The 17,069-nt window shown below is 41.3% G+C and carries 19 protein-coding genes and 1 tRNA gene; 8 read left to right on the top strand and 12 right to left on the bottom strand.

All coding sequences use genetic code 11. From position 1 onward, the window contains the following. Positions 1 to 2 precede the first annotated feature (2 nt). Positions 3 to 830 carry a hypothetical protein gene (locus JMX48_RS01090; RefSeq protein WP_201533344.1) on the top strand — a complete coding sequence of 276 codons (828 nt, stop codon included), beginning with the start codon at positions 3 to 5 and terminating at the stop codon, positions 828 to 830. Between the two features lie 97 nt (positions 831 to 927). On the opposite strand, the gene JMX48_RS01085 is transcribed toward JMX48_RS01090, so the two are convergent. From JMX48_RS01085 to JMX48_RS01070, 4 genes are all read right to left on the bottom strand, one after another. Then, a complete protein-coding gene (locus JMX48_RS01085) occupies positions 928 to 1,260 on the bottom strand; it encodes a TIGR01244 family sulfur transferase (RefSeq protein WP_201533342.1) in 333 nt (110 codons plus the stop codon). 132 nt (positions 1,261 to 1,392) lie between these two features. Beyond that, entirely contained in the window at positions 1,393 to 1,719 is a 327-nt protein-coding gene (locus JMX48_RS01080; protein ID WP_201533340.1) for a beta-lactamase hydrolase domain-containing protein, read from the bottom strand. Between the two features lie 202 nt (positions 1,720 to 1,921). Beyond that, positions 1,922 to 3,631 carry a SulP family inorganic anion transporter gene (locus tag JMX48_RS01075; protein ID WP_201533338.1) on the bottom strand — a complete coding sequence of 570 codons (1,710 nt, stop codon included), beginning with the start codon at positions 3,629 to 3,631 and terminating at the stop codon, positions 1,922 to 1,924. 57 nt (positions 3,632 to 3,688) lie between these two features. Then, positions 3,689 to 4,015 (bottom strand): ArsR/SmtB family transcription factor, encoded by a 327-nt coding sequence (locus tag JMX48_RS01070; RefSeq protein ID WP_413786328.1) that lies wholly within the window; start codon positions 4,013 to 4,015, stop codon positions 3,689 to 3,691. A gap of 481 nt (positions 4,016 to 4,496) precedes the next feature. On the opposite strand from JMX48_RS01070, the gene JMX48_RS01065 reads away from it, so the two are divergent. Next, on the top strand, positions 4,497 to 5,366 hold the full coding sequence (locus tag JMX48_RS01065) for an MBL fold metallo-hydrolase (RefSeq protein ID WP_201533336.1): 870 nt from the start codon (positions 4,497 to 4,499) through the stop codon (positions 5,364 to 5,366). A gap of 45 nt (positions 5,367 to 5,411) precedes the next feature. Continuing rightward, the gene (trxC, locus tag JMX48_RS01060) at positions 5,412 to 5,846 is read left to right on the top strand and encodes a thioredoxin TrxC (RefSeq protein WP_201533334.1); all 435 of its coding nucleotides are present in this window, start codon (positions 5,412 to 5,414) and stop codon (positions 5,844 to 5,846) included. A gap of 162 nt (positions 5,847 to 6,008) precedes the next feature. Here the strand turns inward: trxC and JMX48_RS01055 are convergent, their stop codons facing one another. The 4 genes from JMX48_RS01055 to JMX48_RS01040 all read right to left on the bottom strand — a co-directional run bounded on the left by JMX48_RS01055 (position 6,009) and on the right by JMX48_RS01040 (position 8,608). Then, complete coding sequence (locus JMX48_RS01055; protein ID WP_201533332.1) at positions 6,009 to 6,410, bottom strand: hypothetical protein; 402 nt, start codon at positions 6,408 to 6,410, stop codon at positions 6,009 to 6,011. Between the two features lie 160 nt (positions 6,411 to 6,570). Continuing rightward, positions 6,571 to 6,930, bottom strand: coding sequence for a SirB2 family protein (locus JMX48_RS01050; protein ID WP_201533330.1), 360 nt, complete (start codon positions 6,928 to 6,930; stop codon positions 6,571 to 6,573). A 104-nt stretch (positions 6,931 to 7,034) separates the two neighbouring features. Further along, a complete protein-coding gene (locus tag JMX48_RS01045) occupies positions 7,035 to 7,358 on the bottom strand; it encodes a BolA family protein (protein WP_201533328.1) in 324 nt (107 codons plus the stop codon). 437 nt (positions 7,359 to 7,795) lie between these two features. Then, positions 7,796 to 8,608 carry a M48 family metallopeptidase gene (locus JMX48_RS01040; protein ID WP_201533326.1) on the bottom strand — a complete coding sequence of 271 codons (813 nt, stop codon included), beginning with the start codon at positions 8,606 to 8,608 and terminating at the stop codon, positions 7,796 to 7,798. A 548-nt stretch (positions 8,609 to 9,156) separates the two neighbouring features. On the opposite strand from JMX48_RS01040, the gene JMX48_RS01035 reads away from it, so the two are divergent. Both JMX48_RS01035 and JMX48_RS01030 read left to right on the top strand, forming a co-directional pair. After that, positions 9,157 to 9,231, top strand: a tRNA-Gly gene (locus JMX48_RS01035). 419 nt (positions 9,232 to 9,650) lie between these two features. Beyond that, the gene (locus JMX48_RS01030) at positions 9,651 to 10,442 is read left to right on the top strand and encodes a glucose 1-dehydrogenase (RefSeq protein WP_201533324.1); all 792 of its coding nucleotides are present in this window, start codon (positions 9,651 to 9,653) and stop codon (positions 10,440 to 10,442) included. 173 nt (positions 10,443 to 10,615) lie between these two features. On the opposite strand, the gene JMX48_RS01025 is transcribed toward JMX48_RS01030, so the two are convergent. Together JMX48_RS01025 and JMX48_RS01020 are read right to left on the bottom strand one after the other, a co-directional pair. Then, positions 10,616 to 11,893 (bottom strand): amidohydrolase family protein, encoded by a 1,278-nt coding sequence (locus JMX48_RS01025; protein ID WP_201533322.1) that lies wholly within the window; start codon positions 11,891 to 11,893, stop codon positions 10,616 to 10,618. A 466-nt stretch (positions 11,894 to 12,359) separates the two neighbouring features. Next, positions 12,360 to 13,265, bottom strand: a complete 906-nt coding sequence (locus JMX48_RS01020) for a LysR family transcriptional regulator (protein WP_201533320.1) — start codon at positions 13,263 to 13,265, stop codon at positions 12,360 to 12,362. A gap of 136 nt (positions 13,266 to 13,401) precedes the next feature. Here JMX48_RS01020 and JMX48_RS01015 point away from each other — a divergent pair, with 136 nt between their 5' ends. The 3 genes from JMX48_RS01015 to JMX48_RS01005 all read left to right on the top strand — a co-directional run bounded on the left by JMX48_RS01015 (position 13,402) and on the right by JMX48_RS01005 (position 15,526). Then, complete coding sequence (locus JMX48_RS01015) at positions 13,402 to 13,800, top strand: DoxX family protein (protein ID WP_201533318.1); 399 nt, start codon at positions 13,402 to 13,404, stop codon at positions 13,798 to 13,800. 210 nt (positions 13,801 to 14,010) lie between these two features. Beyond that, positions 14,011 to 14,718 (top strand): pirin family protein, encoded by a 708-nt coding sequence (locus JMX48_RS01010; protein ID WP_201533316.1) that lies wholly within the window; start codon positions 14,011 to 14,013, stop codon positions 14,716 to 14,718. Positions 14,719 to 14,914: 196 nt separating this feature from the next. Continuing rightward, complete coding sequence (locus JMX48_RS01005) at positions 14,915 to 15,526, top strand: nitroreductase family protein (protein ID WP_201533314.1); 612 nt, start codon at positions 14,915 to 14,917, stop codon at positions 15,524 to 15,526. Positions 15,527 to 15,631: 105 nt separating this feature from the next. Here the strand turns inward: JMX48_RS01005 and JMX48_RS01000 are convergent, their stop codons facing one another. Both JMX48_RS01000 and pnuC read right to left on the bottom strand, forming a co-directional pair. Then, entirely contained in the window at positions 15,632 to 16,075 is a 444-nt protein-coding gene (locus JMX48_RS01000; protein WP_201533312.1) for a DUF962 domain-containing protein, read from the bottom strand. Positions 16,076 to 16,295: 220 nt separating this feature from the next. Beyond that, a complete protein-coding gene (pnuC, locus tag JMX48_RS00995) occupies positions 16,296 to 17,027 on the bottom strand; it encodes a nicotinamide riboside transporter PnuC (protein WP_201533310.1) in 732 nt (243 codons plus the stop codon). Between the last annotated feature and the right edge of the window lie 42 nt (positions 17,028 to 17,069).

Below are 17,069 nucleotides of genomic sequence, written 5' to 3'. Positions count from 1 at the left end.
GTATGATGTACGCCAAATTACATGGATCAATAACCACTTTAAGATTGTTTTTTAGTTTTGGATTATTAGGATTTGCCACAAACGTTTCTGCTGCTGATAGCGTGATGGATATCCTCAAGCCATACTATCCGCTTTATAATGAATCGTTACAGTGTCATGGTGCGATTGCGCCTTCTGGGTCAGTCAATGGTTTAACCAATGAGCCATATATGGCGGGCTATTGCATCGATATCGATAGGCAGAAAGTTATAGATACCAATAACGGAAAGCGCTTATATATATTGATTAAAGGTGATGTCAGCTTTGATGAGAGTGGTGAAAAAGTCTTACACGGTCATGCTAGTAGTGGCTTAGTCGGTATGTTTGTTCTAAAGCCTAAAGGTGAAGGTTGGCAAGTAGAGTCGGCCAATCCTTATATGAATGCAGGAAGTTCTGGTTATGGGTTAGGTGGCTGGGATTTAGAGCAGTTCGCCCCTAATACGTGGGGCTTTATGAATGAGCATGGTGATACGCATCAAGGTTATACCAACACAAGCTTTGTCATATTAACGCCAAAAGGTCGCGGTATAATGGAGAACTGGATTGGCGCAGGTTTTAATAGCGATGGCTCAGACAGTTGCGGCGGTCAAGGGCAGCGTCGTTGTAATGATAGGAGTGCAGACTTAGCAATTGATACCAGTAAAACAGTTAACGGGTTTTACCCTCTAAGGCTAACTGTTAGCGGTTATAATCAAGGTAAAACCTATAAAAATAGTATCTTTTACCTCAACTATCAAAAAGATAAGGGCTATGTAGAGCCCAATAACTATCCATTAAAAGATAATTATTGATAGAAGAATATACTACTATTTCAAATATAACAAAAAACGCCCATCCAAAATCTGGACGGGCGTTTTTTTAAGCGTTCGTAATTTTCTTAGATCAGTATTAGTCGTCCAACAAATCCATACGTTTTGCTGCTTCATAGATACCTGTTGAGCGATTGCCTGTACGGCAAAAAATCAACATTGGCTGCTCAGCTTGATTAAAAAAGTCAGCAAATTCTTCGACATGGTTTTGATTGAGCTCACTACCTGCAAAAGACACTTCTTTATAGGCAAGACCTGCTTTTTCAGCAGCAGCAGCAATATCAGCGCTGGTTGGCTGATTGGGTTCTTCGCCATCTGGACGGTTATTGATAATGGTTTTAAACCCATTTTCTGCAATCATCGGTACTTGGTCAGGAGTGATTTGTCCAGTAATGCTCACTTGATGGCTCATAAGAGCTCCTTTTTATTTTATCTATCAAAAAATGAAATATTGCTGTGGAAACATAGCGTCTAAGCGTAAGCTGAATGAGCGACTTTCTAAAGATGAGGTATGTAAACGTTGCCACTGTCTTTGTAGTCGGCTTTACAGCAATCCCTGCATCAATGCGCTTTGATACAGCAGTTTGGCGCGCGCGCCTGTACCACAAAACATGAGGATGGGTTTTGGCATCGTACGATAAAAGTCAGCAAACTGCTCGACAGTCACCATGCTCAAACGCTCATCATCGAAGGGCAGATGCTGATAGGCCAAATTGGCTTTTGCAGTGGCACTCGCCAAATCGCAGCTATTGGGCTGCGTCTCTGTCTCAGCGTCTGGACGTATATTGAGGACAGAACGATAGCCCAGCTCAGCGATTTTGACACATTGGCTTGGATAAATTTGCTTGTAAATCGTTAAATTATCGGTCATAAGTAAATTCAGTCGCGTATATTAAAAGGCGTTTGGATGTAGAGTATTATAACTAAGTGCTGTTGTCTAAAGCCTACGCTTAGGTATTATTCTCTAAAGTCTATACTTTCTTAAGGTTATAACAATTTAGCATAACACAGCTTTTATCATATCTGTATTTTGTCACAGACGATAATTATTATTCACTGAACAATAGAGAGTATTAGACATCTTTCAAGGCATTTACCGCGTCCATCGTGCTTAAATATACGTGCCCTGAGAGGTCAGTGATGATGGGTGTGTATTCAATGATGTCCATCACTGGGCCTTTGATAAAGCTAAAGTTTAAGTGTTTAGTTTGGCTCAAAAGCTCTTTATTGAGATTAATGAGCATCTCTTGTCCTGTCAAATCGATGTGATTAACCGCTGACATTATAAGGACAATCTCATGAGCGTCTGGATATTGGCGAGTGGCTTGTACGACACGGTGATGGACGGATTCGCTATTACCAAAAAATATGCTCTCATCGATACGTAACATCAATAAATTGGTAAAGGTCACCACGTCGTGACGATTGATATTTCGAAAGTGTCCGGTACCGCCCATTTGCCCAACGATCGCCACATGCGGCTTACTCGATTGCCAAATCAAACTGGCAAATGACACCATCAGGCCGATGACCAATCCTGTATTCAGTCCAAATATTAGCACGCCTATAAATGCTGCCATAAAGCTGGCCGCATCAAGGCGGTCACGCTGCCACGCTGCCTGTAAGGTCGCTATGTCAATCAGGCTGATGATGGATGCCATGATAGTCGCGCCCAATAATGCATAGGGCAGTGGCGACAGCGTATTGCCAAAGGCTATTAGCGCTGCAATCATGACCAGCACTGTCATCAGACTGGCGACAGGCGTTTTGGCACCTGAGTCTGAATTGATGGCGGTGCGCGAAAATCCACCCGCGATGGTGAAGCTTTGAAAGAAGCCGCCCGCCATATTGGCAAGCCCCAATCCCGTCAGCTCGCGATTAGCGTCAAAAGTTTCACCGCGAAGACGTGAATAATTGCTCGCGACTGAGCTGCTTGAGACAAAGATAATCAGCGCCATTAACCCAGCACTTGGTAACAAGTCTAGGGCTTCATCGAAGTCTGGCACATAAGGTAAGGTAAAGCTTGGTAGCCCTTGCGGAATACTACCGATCGTTGCCACGCCATTCGCGGTCCAATGCAAACTGGCGCTCAGAATAATGGCGACAACAAGCAAAATAAGTGGAAACAAGCGCTCAGCCCATTTAGCATAAGAAGCGGATAGCCAAGATTGCCATACCCATTTATTACCATAACGATTGGCAACCAACAGCGCAAAGGCGATCACGCCGATAAGTAATGTCAGCGGATGCAGCTGCCAGGCATACATTTGCATGCTGGATAAATAACCGATCAAGCCATTTCCTGCGATGGGAATACCCGTCAGATACTTAAGCTGACTGATAAAAATCAGCACTGCCGCACCACTGATAAACCCTGCTGATACGCCGCGACTGATAAATTGCATAATCCAGCCAAGCTTGAGCCGACCAGCCGACCATAATAGAATGCCGACCATCAATGACAGTAAGCTTGCCATTAGGACGTACTGCTGAATACCTTGCGAGGCATAAGGATGTAGGCTACTGGCCGTCATAATAGCAGTGATAGCGACAGGGCCTACTGCTTGAACATTGCTTGAGCCTATCCACGCATAAACCATAACTGGGACGATTGCTGCATAAAGTCCATAGACGGGCGGCAAACCTGCCAGTACCGCGTAACCTAAGCTTTGTGGAATAACCAACACGCCAACGACTAGACCCGCGATAACGTCAGTCGGCAAGGCAGATAGCTGGTATTGACGCAACCAAGCAGGAATCAGACGAGTAGAGATAGAGGGCATAATACTATGTCATCACAATAAAGAAAGTTAATTACGGCCAAGCATCAAGCTCGTGAGCTATCTATCCGTTTTGGCACAAAAGCGTTCATACAATAACTGTAGCATCGCTAAAGCATCATCACTTGCGATGCGATAGTAAATTTGCTTGCCTTCGCGGCGAGTCTTGACCAGCGCATCTTTGCGTAAAATACCCAGTTGCTGCGACAAACTTGGTTGACCAATACCGACCAAGTCCTCAAGTTCACTCACGCAGTACTCACCTTGAGTCAGCTGACATAGCAATAATAGGCGATCAGGGTGCGACAGCGACTTCAATAATTGGCTGGCTTGCCTCGATGCTTGTTGCATTTTTTCGGCAAGGTCTTTGGGCGCAAAATCGGTCATGCTAGATGACATATTATCACTAGTGCTATCCGTGGATGTGCTCAATGCTGAAATAGAAGTAGCCAGAGCAAGCTCCTTATATAAAATATAAATAAAAAGTATAGTGTTGATAGATAAGCTGTCATTAATTATCAATGATATCATCAGTAACAGCAAATTATTATTATTTACATTATATAAATTGATAAAACGTTTGTCACTGATTATATTGGTACGCATCTTTTATGAGTGGGTACATGAAATCGTAATAAAAACCCCCATACTGTAGTCAGGTCAATACAAAAAAGAGACAACGGGGCTGGGATAAATTTTTTGTCGCCTCTGTCTGCGTAGGCACAGCAAGCAAGAAAAATTTGTCCCAGTCACGCAGGATATTGTCATGTATACATCTTATTCAGTATCGACTATACACTTAACAATCTACTGAATCTTAGCAATCTATTGAAAGTTAAAACATTCGTTTAAAAGCAAAGAGGGTCCCATGCAAGTTCATTCATTCTTACATAGCGACACGCAAACCTACACTCACGTACTCGTGGACGTTCAACAGCAAGTCTGTGCCATCATCGATCCAGTATTGGACTTCGATGCAAAATCAGGCCGTGCTAGTACCACGAGCGTCGACGAGGTTATTGAGTTCGTGCGTGAGCATGATTGGGCGTTGGTCTACATTATCGAGACTCATGCACATGCAGACCATATATCAGCGGCTATACATACAAAAGAAAATCTTGGTGGACAGTTGGTAATTGGTCGACATATTACCGAGGTACAGAAGGTATTTAAGCAAATTTTTAATTTCGATACCAGTTTTCGCACCGATGCCAGCCAGTTTGATGTGTTGACGGATGATGGCGATACATTGGCACTCGGCGATATTGTTATTACGGTCATGTATGTGCCAGGTCATACGCAAGCTGACATGGCTTATGTGGCGATTGACAAAGAAAAAGCCGCAGTATTCGTGGGCGATACGATATTTGCGCCTGACGTGGGAACGGCTCGCTGTGATTTTCCAGGAGGCGATGCCAAAACCCTCTATCAGTCAATCCAAAAGCTGTTGGCGCTGCCAGAAGACACCATAATTTACCTGTGTCACGATTATCCAAGCAAAGGCCGTCAGCATTGTCCAACGACCACAGTGTCTGCGCAAAAGCTGGGCAATATTCATGTGAAAGATGGTATTAGTGAAGCAGAGTTTGTGCAAATGCGTGAGCGCCGTGATGCGACTTTAGAGATGCCACGCCTGATAATTCCAGCGGTACAAGTCAATATCGATGCGGGTCACTTTCCAAAGCCAGAGGACAATGGTGTTCGTTATTTAAAAGTGCCGATCAATGCCCTTGGTTAAAACGTTTGGAAGATATCCCTATTATATTTGCAAAGGAGTCCTGTAATGAGTGAACAAAGCGCGCATCTAGTATGCCCACATTGCCAAGCCACCAATCGCTTACCCGCGGCAAAGCTCAACGCTGCGCCAAATTGTGGCAAATGTGGCCAGCCGTTATTGACGGGTAGTCCTCATGAGTTGAATGCGCAGACGGTCCGTAAAGTCATTCAAAAAAATGAGGTGTTGACCATCGTTGATTTTTGGGCGAGCTGGTGTCAACCGTGTCTTATGATGGCGCCGCAGTTTAAAGCAGCTGCCAGTCAGCTACCGCAAGTGGTTTTTGCAAAAATACAAACAGATAAATATGAGCAAGCAGCTGCACCTTATAACATTCGCAGTTTGCCAACCATGGTTGCTTTTAAAAATGGTAGAGAAGTCGCGCGGCAGTCAGGCGCTTTGCCTAGTGATCAGATTGTCCAGTGGGTACAACGCTTAAAATGACATTTGAGTTTTTATATTTAATAAACACAATAAGCCATTAAAAAGCCAATACGCGATCAGCGTATTGGCTTTTTTTAATGACTATGTTCAAAAACAATACTGTCATTTATTGAAACGTTAGATGCTTAAAACTCTAAATCATCGAACAGGATTTATTGCGTGTTATTCGCCATAAATCTTGACACCATTGACGAAGCTACAACGCTGAATACGGGCAGATTGGACAATGGCATCACGCTCGCCATAAAGCCGTGATAATTTGGCATCACGCGCTTTGGTGTCGTTGCTTTTACCAACGCCAAAGCTGATGTTAGGTGAGATGCCCCAGCGTCCTGCAGAAACCCCCAAACCCACACCTGATGAGGACAACGTCGACTGTTCATTACGAGCGGCATCGACATAACGGTTCACACGAACATACTCTTGATTAAGGGCTTGGCAGTCATACTGTTGATACGTACTGGGTGCAACATATTGCGGCGTGATATTGCCCATAGAGGCGCAGCCTGAGAGACCAAAAACGCCAGCTGTTGCCAGTAGTGTCGCTGCTGTAAGGGTTTTCATAGTGGCTCCATTAGGCTAAATTGTTTTATGGGACTGATGTAAGATAGTAAATTTAAGATAGCAAAAATAACGTCATTAAGATATTGATAATATATCAATTATTCACTATTTTTCTATCCTATTATATAACTATTTGTACCGACCTAATATCAATCAACGATTAAAACAGATTGGCGGGCTTAGCAAAGGCAAGTATCACGATACCAATATACGCTACAGCAGCAATAAGAATGCCTGTTTTTCTTTGTACGGGTGTCGCATGCGGGTTAAAGGCTTTGATACTCGAACTAATGGCAGCGATGAGTAAAATGATTTTGGCAAATACCCATTGTATGGGAGCGTTGGCATTCATCAGTTGCATGAGCATGACCGCCCCTGACACGATAATGAGAGCATAGATAATATGATTGGCTATTTTAATCGCACGTGGCGCTTGTCTATTGGCGCTTAGAGCCAAATAACTTTGGTATAAAAACAACACAATGACCAGTACCGCCATTAGCATATGGAAATGTTTCATTAAAGATTACTTCCTCTAAAAGTACAGTTTGCAAGCTTGTTTATAGTATTTCATTATCGTATGAAAAAAGAATATTCAAATAATAATGATCTAAATTTTGCTCTCTAAGCTTTATTTTGTCCGGCACATAATGGGCTATCAGGGCTTTGACCTTGCCATTCTATTGGGGTGTAAGCATGAATGGCTAAGGCGTGCACTTGACCGCCTTGTGAGGTCAATAAGGCATTGACCAGTCCATAAACTAACTGATGGCGAGCGACCAATCGTTTGCCTTCGAAAGCGTCACTGACAATAACCAGCTTAAAATGGCTTTCTTTGCCTTCAAAATAACCAGCATGATTCATCGACTCATTTGTGAGCGCCAAGTGTTGTGGTTGCAACGCTTGTAGTTCAGCCTCAAGGGCATCGGCGGTAGGTGTGATACTCATAGCAATCCTTCAATAAAATATTTTGCTTCAATGTATTCTGTTCAATAGCATAATCAACGAACAGTTAAATCGATACATCCATAGTCAGATACTACTGGTATAAATTTTTCTCGCTTGCTGTGTCGTTACTGACAGAGGCTTCGAAAATTCATTCCAGTAGTACTGTAGTGATTTTATTATTCTCTATCTATACCTAGAAATCACAGCACCTAGAAATCACAGTACTTAGGCACATATTGCTTAAAGATATGGCACTTAGCAATGATATATGATGTTTATTATAGCAGACACGATTGGCTTTAACTCGTGCTGTAAAATCTGGCATATTTCTCAGCAATCACATAAAAACCAAAAAAGCAGAGCGCAACATGTCATTTGCACTCTGCTCTTATAATTTATCAAAATTTATTTAAAAGTTAATAACCAAAAACACACTATTAACGACGCGATTTTTGATACAGCGGGGTCACCTTAGGCATCAACGATTGTAGCTGGGTAATTCGATTGCTACTGCTTGGGTGAGTGCTTAAGAACTGTGGTGGCTCGCCTTGGCTGGCGCGTTGCATTTTTTGCCACAAGGTAATCGCGGCTTGTGGATTGTAGCCTGCGCGTGCCATCAGCTCTAGACCAATTTGATCGGCTTCTGCTTCTTGTGTACGACTGTGAGGACGGCTCAAGCCTAGATCACCAGCCACGTTTGCTAGATCAGCCTGACCTTGTGATAGACCAAAAATGCTAGCAGCAACACCGATACCAGTTTGCGTGGCATACTCGCGTGAGAGGCGCTCACGTGAATGTTCGCGTAACGCATGCGACATCTCATGACCCATGATCGCTGCAATTTCATCATCCGTTAAATTCAAGCGATCAATAATGCCTGAGTAAAACATGATTTTGCCACCGGGCAAGACGAAAGCATTCAGCTCATTAGATTTGATCGTATGCACTTCCCAGTTCCATTTCGCTGCATCTGGGCGATAGACACCAACTTGACCGACCAAACGGTTAGCAATATTTTTTAGGCGATTAAGCTGAGCAGCATTGGTGTCAAGCACGCGATTTGCTTTGGCGTCCTGTATGGTCTTAGCATAACTTTGTGCTGATAATTGCAAAACTTGCTCGCTAGAGACTAATAGCAGCTGCTGACGGTCAACGCCAATAGCGCCAGCACCAGTGGTACTCGTACAACCGGTCAGGGTCAATACCGACAATGACGCGGTCATCATAGTGGTGGTCAGTAACTTTTTCATAATAAATATCCTCGCTATAAATAATAAAAAGTAAAGTTGAACAAAATGGTTCTCTATACGATCGGTAAAAAGGCAGGATCTTATTGCTGTTCTATCAATGCTTGCTGATCTGCCTAGACAATGAAATTTTACCCGAACTGTGATTAGACATAAGTATCATAATGTTAACAAGTCAAAACCAATACAGGAATAGTAGCAATACAAGGTTTCACTATGAGCGAAGAAGAGAGAGACAAAAAGTAGGTGAGTATTTTACTTTCAACGGCTACAAGAACGATGCATAAAGTAGACAGCAGGCGAGGAATGTATACCGAGACCAGATAAAAGAGATATTTCTATTATTTTAATAAAATAAATAAAAGAGGGGTAGAAGATAATAGATATCGTTAAATCAATAACTTATACTGGATTATTATATAAATGCAGATTTAAAGAGAGCTTATTGGAAATAAACTTTAAAAAATACATTGACACGCGCAAAATATTTGCTAAAATAGCCAGCCTATCGAGACGTAGTAGTTATTAACTAATATTACAATTTGATTTATGCGGGAATAGCTCAGTGGTAGAGCATAACCTTGCCAAGGTTGGGGTCGAGAGTTCGAATCTCTTTTCCCGCTCCAAATATGGCTTGCAAAAGCACTAAAGCCTCACTTCTTTTATCAAGAAGTGAGGCTTTTTTTATGCCTAAAATTTAAGGAAACGGTCTTATCGTTAGTTGTAGATAAAAGAGATACAACTATTATCATGCGCTACTGAGATGAATTTCCCTTGCTTGCTGTGCCGTTACTGACAGAGGCTACACAAAATTTACCCCAGTAGCACTGTATCTACTTTACGGCAAATCGACTATATATCAGTGTTACAAAATATGGATGATTTGACACATTCATCTGATTTTAACCATGCATACTTATCAATTATTTAAATATAATGAGCAGCACTTTATATCATAAATACAAAATGCTTATCACTGATGCATTAATGACTGCCACATTAATAAACTTATAAGCTGCTAAATTAATAATTATAAGGATTCGATATGCAAACCTTTCAACATAAATCATTTAACGAATTGTTCGACCTCTCGGGTAAAACAGCCATTGTCACGGGCGGCGCGAACGGAATTGGTAAAGCAACGGCACTAAGATTGGCGCAAGCAGGTGCCAATATTGTGATTGCTGATCTCAAATTAGAAGATGCTAATGCAGCGGCTCGAGAAATCGAAAGTTATGGTGTCAAAGCATTGGCGGTTGAGTGTAATATTTTAAAAGACGATGATTTGGTCGCTATGGTAGATAAAGTCGTTGCTGCATTTGGGACTATAAATATATTAATTAATAATGCTGGCGGTGGTGGCGGTGGTCGTGAAAACCCTTCTAAAATATCGGTTGATGATATCCGTCGTGATTTTGAATTGAACGTTTTTAGCGGCTGGCGCTTATGTCAATTATGTGTACCGCACATGAAAAAGTCTGGCTATGGTTCGATTGTATTTACCACCTCGATGTCGAGTCTCAATAAAGATCCCAACATGAGCGGCTATGCGGGTTCAAAAGCAGCGGTCAATCATATGGTTGCTAATTTAGCGCATGATTTCGGTCCTGAAGTGCGTATTAATGCAGTTGGTCCGGGCGCTACTCGTACTGATGCACTAAAAACAGTATTGACACCTGACATCGAGAAAAAAATGCTCGCGCATACGCCTATTAAGCGTCTGGGCGAAGCTGATGACATTGCTGGTGCGATGTTATATTTTGCCTCACCAATCTCAACATGGGTTAGTGGTCAAACTATCTTTGTTAATGGCGGTGGCGTACAAACCTTAGAGTAATGCTGCTTATATAAGCCATTCACTAAAATAAGCCATTCACTAAAATAAGCCATTCAATAAGAAAGTAAGAAAGTTATGATAAAAAAGCGTCCACTTATTTACAATTAGTGGACGCTAGAATTCGCTATTAAATAACGATAGAGGAGCGGTTTTTCATGAAACGCTCCTTTTATTTATTGCTCTAAAAAACAAATACGCGCGGATTTGTTGATAAAGGTTTGCTTACCACTTTTGAAACTAGCCAACGCTTGTGAATTGGTGCGTATAGCTTCTATAGCATTTTTAGCTTCTAACACAACGAACGTAGCTGGCGCGCCCACGGTAATCTCTGCCTGATGAGACAATAATCTAGCAGCGTTCTTCGTAATCATATCAAAGACGTCTGAGATATCCTCATCCTTTGCTAATTGAGTAATGTTGGCATACATATTTGCCATTCTAATCAGTGAGGCATCACCATAAGGGGTAAATGCGTTTAAAATGTTGTTACTAGCAATAGTTGTATTGATACCTATGGCTAGCAGCTCATTGGCATTGACCATACCTCTAGGAATCAGCGCATCATAATCGCGCCCATTCAAAAAAATATCGGTGGCTGGCAAGACTGTCAATGTGATATTAGCGAGCTTTAATAATGCCGCCATCTCTATGCGTTTGGCTTTGTCCATCGCAGACAATTTGGTCACATGTCCAATGGAGACGCGACCTTGATAATCGCGTTTGATGGTTTCTTCAACCAGTTTGGGAATACTCGATCCTGCTGGATCCAAGTCGAAATCTAGATGAAAATCAACATCGACATCAAATTGTTCAGCCAAATCAAATATCATCTCAATGTGTCGGTTAGGATTGTCATCTTTATAAGGACATCCACCAACCAAATCCGCACCTTGTGATAAGGCTAATTTTAATAGTTCATGAGTATGTGGATCATTGGTTAGCCCTGATTGTGCAAAGGCGCAAATCTCTATATCAATGGCAAATGCATATGTATCCCGCGCTTTTTTTATGGCCTCAAAACTACGCAACTCTGTTTTTTGATCCGTTTCTACAAAGGTACGCATGCCTACTGTACCTTTTTTTATGGCCATCTCAATCACTTTCGAGGCACGTTCAAACACGTCGGCTTCGCTAAAGTCTGTTTTGGCTTTACCCGTCTCTTCAACGGCTTCATCTAAGTCGCCTTGCTCGATAGTACAGCGCTCAAGAATGCAGGCTTTATCAAGGTGAATATGGCTCTCGAAAAATCCTGAGCAAACAAAATTACCTTTCGCATCGTAAATATTGGTGTCATAAATATTGGAATCGTGAATGTTTTTCGAATGATCGGCATCCTCTTTAGCGCTTGCTACAATGTCATCGATACCCTCAATATAAGCACCATTTATAATAATATTAACCAAGTTTTCGCGATCAGTCAGTTGAGCATTTTTAATGATTAGAGTTGTCATCGCTATATATTCCGTTCGTGTGTATATCTAATCAAATATCGCGCGTCAAATATCACTTGATTTTTGAAGTGATTATTCGATGTGCTTAAAGATATGATTAGATTAATGTGCTCAAAATATTAAGTTATCTGCACCATAATCTTTATAGATTCTTGTGTTTTTTCAGTGCGTTTTATGTAGACACACGCTAGTCTGTTTTACTGTGTATTAGCGTTGGAGCTTTTCAAAAAAGCGTAAGTAATATGTATAGCTTTCTTTTTACGAGTAATTTATAAATCGCTTTTTCCTAGGGCGTGTCATCATTTAGATTGTGAGGCTTAAAATGAGATAAATTGCAGTCAAACAAGGAAAATAACGCAGATAATATCAAGATATTAACCAGTCATTTGACGATGTTTGGCAAAATTTAGCCATTTTAAGACCACTAAATGATTAAGTGTGCTAATTGATGACATGCCCTACATCATCAAAAGTTATCCCAGTATGGATCGTCACCAAACCGCTTGGCGATAGAGTCAATTAAATGACGACAACGCTGTGATAAGAAACGATTCTTCGGATAAACAGCGTAGGCATTGAGTGTTGGCAGTTGATACTGTTTTAAAACAGGCACAAGCTCGCCACGTGCCAATCTTTGATAAGCAATAAAAGTTGGTACAAAAGTGATGCCATGTCCCTTTACGGCCAAATCCACTAAAAACTCACCATTGGTCGCTTTAATTTTGGCATCGATGGCATGATAATGTTTTTTCCCTTGGGCATCTATTAGCTGTATATTGTTCGTCTGAACCAGACTGTATTGTAGAAACTCATGGCCTTCTAAATCGTCTACTGTTTCAGGCACACCCATTTTATCTAGATAGTCGGGACTTGCACAAATGATGCAACGAATTGGTGCCAGCCGCTTTGCCTGATAGCTAGAATCACTCAGCTCTCCAATTCGAATAGCCAACTCGTATCCTTCCTCTAGTAAATCGATATACCGATCAGAAAAGTCCAGCTCAAACTTCAGATTAGGATGCTGACTGGCGTATTCACCAATCACATCGTTCAGATGCATGAGGCCAAATGATAACGGGGCGGTTATCTTGAGCGTCCCCTCAATACGCGTAGGTGCACCACTGGTCTGCTCGTTCAGAGCGTCAACGGCGCTCAAGATATTGTTCACTTGTTGATAATATTGCTCACCCGCTTGGGTCAAGTGTGATTGGCGCGTGGTTCTGCTGATCAATTGACTACCCAAACGTGTTTCTAACTCTTTGAGACGGCGACTGATGGCGGATTTGGCAATATTCAACTGCTCAGCGGCTTTTGTAATACTGCCTGCTTCAACGATGCGTACAAACATCGCCATATCTTCTAGTTGTCCCATCTTTATTACCTCATGATTGTTCTGAAATTAAGAACTTACATTTGTAATTATTACTATTTATCCTTTTTTAGTCAACGCCTATACTGACATTATCCTTTGTAAACAAATCCTGTCACACGTATTTTAGAGAATGATGATGAATAAGTTACAACAGTTTAGTGCTCCAATAGGTCGTCTATTGCTATCGATGACTTTTATCATATCAGGCTCTAATATGATTATGGGTTATGCGGCAACTCAAGAGCACATGGAGTCAGCGGGTGTACCGGGTATACTGCTACCGTTCGTAATTGCGCTTGAATTATTGGGAAGTATTGCCATTGTGCTTGGTTTTAAAGCTCGTTTGATTGCTTTACTATTCGTTGGCTTTAGCATCTTATCAGGGCTCCTATTCCATCAATTTTGGATTGATGCCTCACAGATGAATACTTTTATGAAAAATGTTGCGATAGCGGGGGGCTTTTTACTTATTTTCGCTCATGGTCCAGGTGCTTACTCGATCGATAATGGTCATGCTCAAAAAAGTCTAATATAGTAAATAAAGAGGGTATCGTTACTGAACGCATCCAGAAATACTTACAAAAATTCGTTGATGAGTTGGTAGTATTTGCAGGTAGTATTGGTATCTAAACAAATTAAAGCATGTCATCCTACAATCAATAATTATAATAGATCCATCTTTCAGGTAAACTTATTAATAAGCAGCTCTATATAAAATTAAATGGCTTATAAGTAAGGATATATAATGAAAACGATTTATCATGCAGCAAACTCTCGAGGCGATGCCAACCATGGCTGGCTCAAAAGTAAGCATACCTTCAGTTTTGCTAGTTATCACAATCCTGAGCGTATGGGTTTCGGTGCCTTACGTGTCATCAACGATGATTTTGTGATTGGCGGTCAAGGCTTTGGCAAACACTCGCACCGTAATATGGAAATTATCAGTATTCCATTGTCTGGTAAACTCGCTCATGGCGATAATATTGGTAATGAAGGGATTATCGAAACAGGTGAAATTCAAGTCATGTCGGCGGGAACTGGTATCACTCATAGCGAAATGAATGGCGATGCGAATGAGCCTGCTAAGTTTTTACAAATTTGGATCATTCCGAATAAAATGAACGTCGATCCTCGTTATCAGCAAGTACGCATGGATGACATCATGCAAGCGAACACGTTTAATCAAGTACTGTCACCAAATGCTGACGATGTTGGCGTGTGGATTCATCAAAACGCTTGGTTTAGCATGGGTGATTTTGACAAAGGTTTGACGCAGACTTATCAGTTAAAAGATGCTCATAACGGGGTCTATATTTTCGTTCTCAGCGGTAAGGTAATCGTAAACGATAATACTTTGAATACTCGTGATGGTCTTGGCATTTGGGATACTAACGATTTCACTGTAGAGATAGAAGAAGAGGCAAGGGTATTGGTCATGGAAGTGCCTGTGTAGTGACTTGTTAATTAAACTTTTCCAATTTCGTATTCGGTTAAGTTTTTATTACAAAACTAAAATATGGATTTAATTTAATTACTACCATAATGAAGCCAATTAAATGTAAAGCGTTAAAATAATTTGTTAATCGTGTTGATTAATAATTGATCGTCACAACTTTAAATAATTCTTATCAATAATACGGAGACACACTATGTCGGATTTGAAAGCACTACAGCAGCTAGCAGAGAAACGCCGTTCTATCTATGCGTTAAACGCTCAATTGCCAGTCGCTAATGATGAAATAATTAAGTTAGTTGAGCATGCTATCTTGCATACGCCATCATCGTTTAACTCACAATCAACGCGTATCGTTGTGTTGTTCGGTGAAGACCATCAAAAACTTTGGGACATAACCGAAGCTGCCCTACGTGATATCGTGAGTGATGAGCAAGATTTTGAACCAACCAAGCAAAAAATTGGTGGTTTTAAAGCCGGCGCCGGTACGATTTTGTTCTTTGAAGATCAAACGTCGGTAAGAAATTTGCAAGAAGCAGCACCATTGTATGCTGATAAATTCCCTGTGTGGGCCGAGCATACCAATGCCATGCATCAATATGTCATCTGGACAGCACTTGCTAGCATCGACGTTGGTGCTAACTTGCAGCATTATAATCCAGTGATCGATAATAAAGTAGCGAGTACTTGGAACATTAATGACCATTGGGATTTGACCGCACAGATGGTATTCGGTGGCATTGAGCAACCAGCAGGCGACAAAGAATTTAAGCCACTTGAAGAGCGCATGAAAGTGTTTGGCGCATAATCAAAAAGATTGAATGAGAAAGATAAAAGCGCCACTCAGCTATCTGTTGAGTGGCGCTTTTTTATTATGTCCAAAAGTGCGTGTTTAGCATTTTTGACTATAGCCTTAATGCTTACGTCGCATCAGACTATTGGCGACCCATGCTGGACCAATCAATAAGAATTGTAAATCTTCAAAAAATGAAGGCTTTTTCCCTTCAATTTTATGACCAATGAATTGTCCAATCCAAGCAACAATAAAGACAGCCGCCCAGATTTTAAAGCCCAATGGCAATGCTGCCATCACTGATAGACAGATTAAAATGAACAGTCCCATCGCCAAAAACAACGGTGTAGATAGACGTACATAAAACAATAATACTAAGGCGCTAAGTACGAGGGTAAACCAAACAGACAATGACATGCCCATGCCAAGCAAACTAACAAAGATAGTCGGGACACAGAGCCAATGGATTTTTTTATTAATTAGGTTTTGATGACTGACCGCATATTCACTGAGCCATTGCTCAAGTGTGCGTTTAGACATCCGTTTTTGACGAGTACGAGACATGCTAACCTCCTTATTAGTCATTGAAATGATGAACTGATATTCGTGACCTATTTGGATAAGAATATCGTTCTTAATATCAGTTGTAGCACTAATTGAGTCAATCTGCCATTTTATCTAATAGACGGTACAGTCAAATCCTACTATTTTGCTAAATTTATCGCAGCCCATTGTCTCTTTTTTATGTTGACCTGACTATATCAGTCCAGTTTGCCTCTCAGGCCTAACCTTGTTCACTGCGCTGCCATTCATAAAGCCCAATAAAGGCGTTTATCTGATAAATCATGGTTTGAATGGCAAAGATATAATTGCCTGACATCAGATTGACAATGAGCCAAACGAAATTGACGACAATCCATAACCACCAGTTAAATGAGTAGCGCAAAATCATGGCAGCTTGTGCGGTGATTGAGAGTACAAAGGCGATTACATTGATCCAAAAGAAAGAGATAAATCCTAAGAATTTACTATTATCATCCTCTACCACGGCGTAACCGTAACTCGCTAATAAATTATTTACCGTTGGGAAGAGCGCAAGACCGATAATAATAAACACGGCAGTAATCAACCAAACCGCTTTATTTGCAGCCTTCGGTATCATGTCACCATCAGAATCAGTATGCTTTGACCAATAAAAAATGCCATAAACGTGGGTAAAAAAGTTAAAGAGTGGTGCGAGCATCAAACCGACTGCACCCGAGGTGGCTTGTACGACGACTTCGCCAGCAGTCGCTGCCATTCCAAGACCATTGCCCATAACGTTTTTGCGAAATGATAGCGACACCACGCAGACCAGACCGACGAAAGAGACGCCCAAATAAAACATATCGAGTGTTGTGTGTTCTGTGGTGAGCCAAAAAACCGTGGACAAGGCGGCTACCCCGCAAATGAACCAAATGACAATCCATTGCATCGCCCACTTTCCGGTTATATTGTCTAATAGCTGAATACGCATAGCTTTTTTCCCTAAAATAAATACTGATTCCGACAAGATAGT

Source organism: Psychrobacter immobilis (assembly GCF_904846225.1).
Classification (GTDB): Bacteria; Pseudomonadota; Gammaproteobacteria; order Pseudomonadales; family Moraxellaceae; genus Psychrobacter; species Psychrobacter immobilis_F.
The sequence above is the reverse complement of the archived record's forward strand: the minus strand, read 5'-3'. Positions and strand labels throughout refer to the sequence as shown.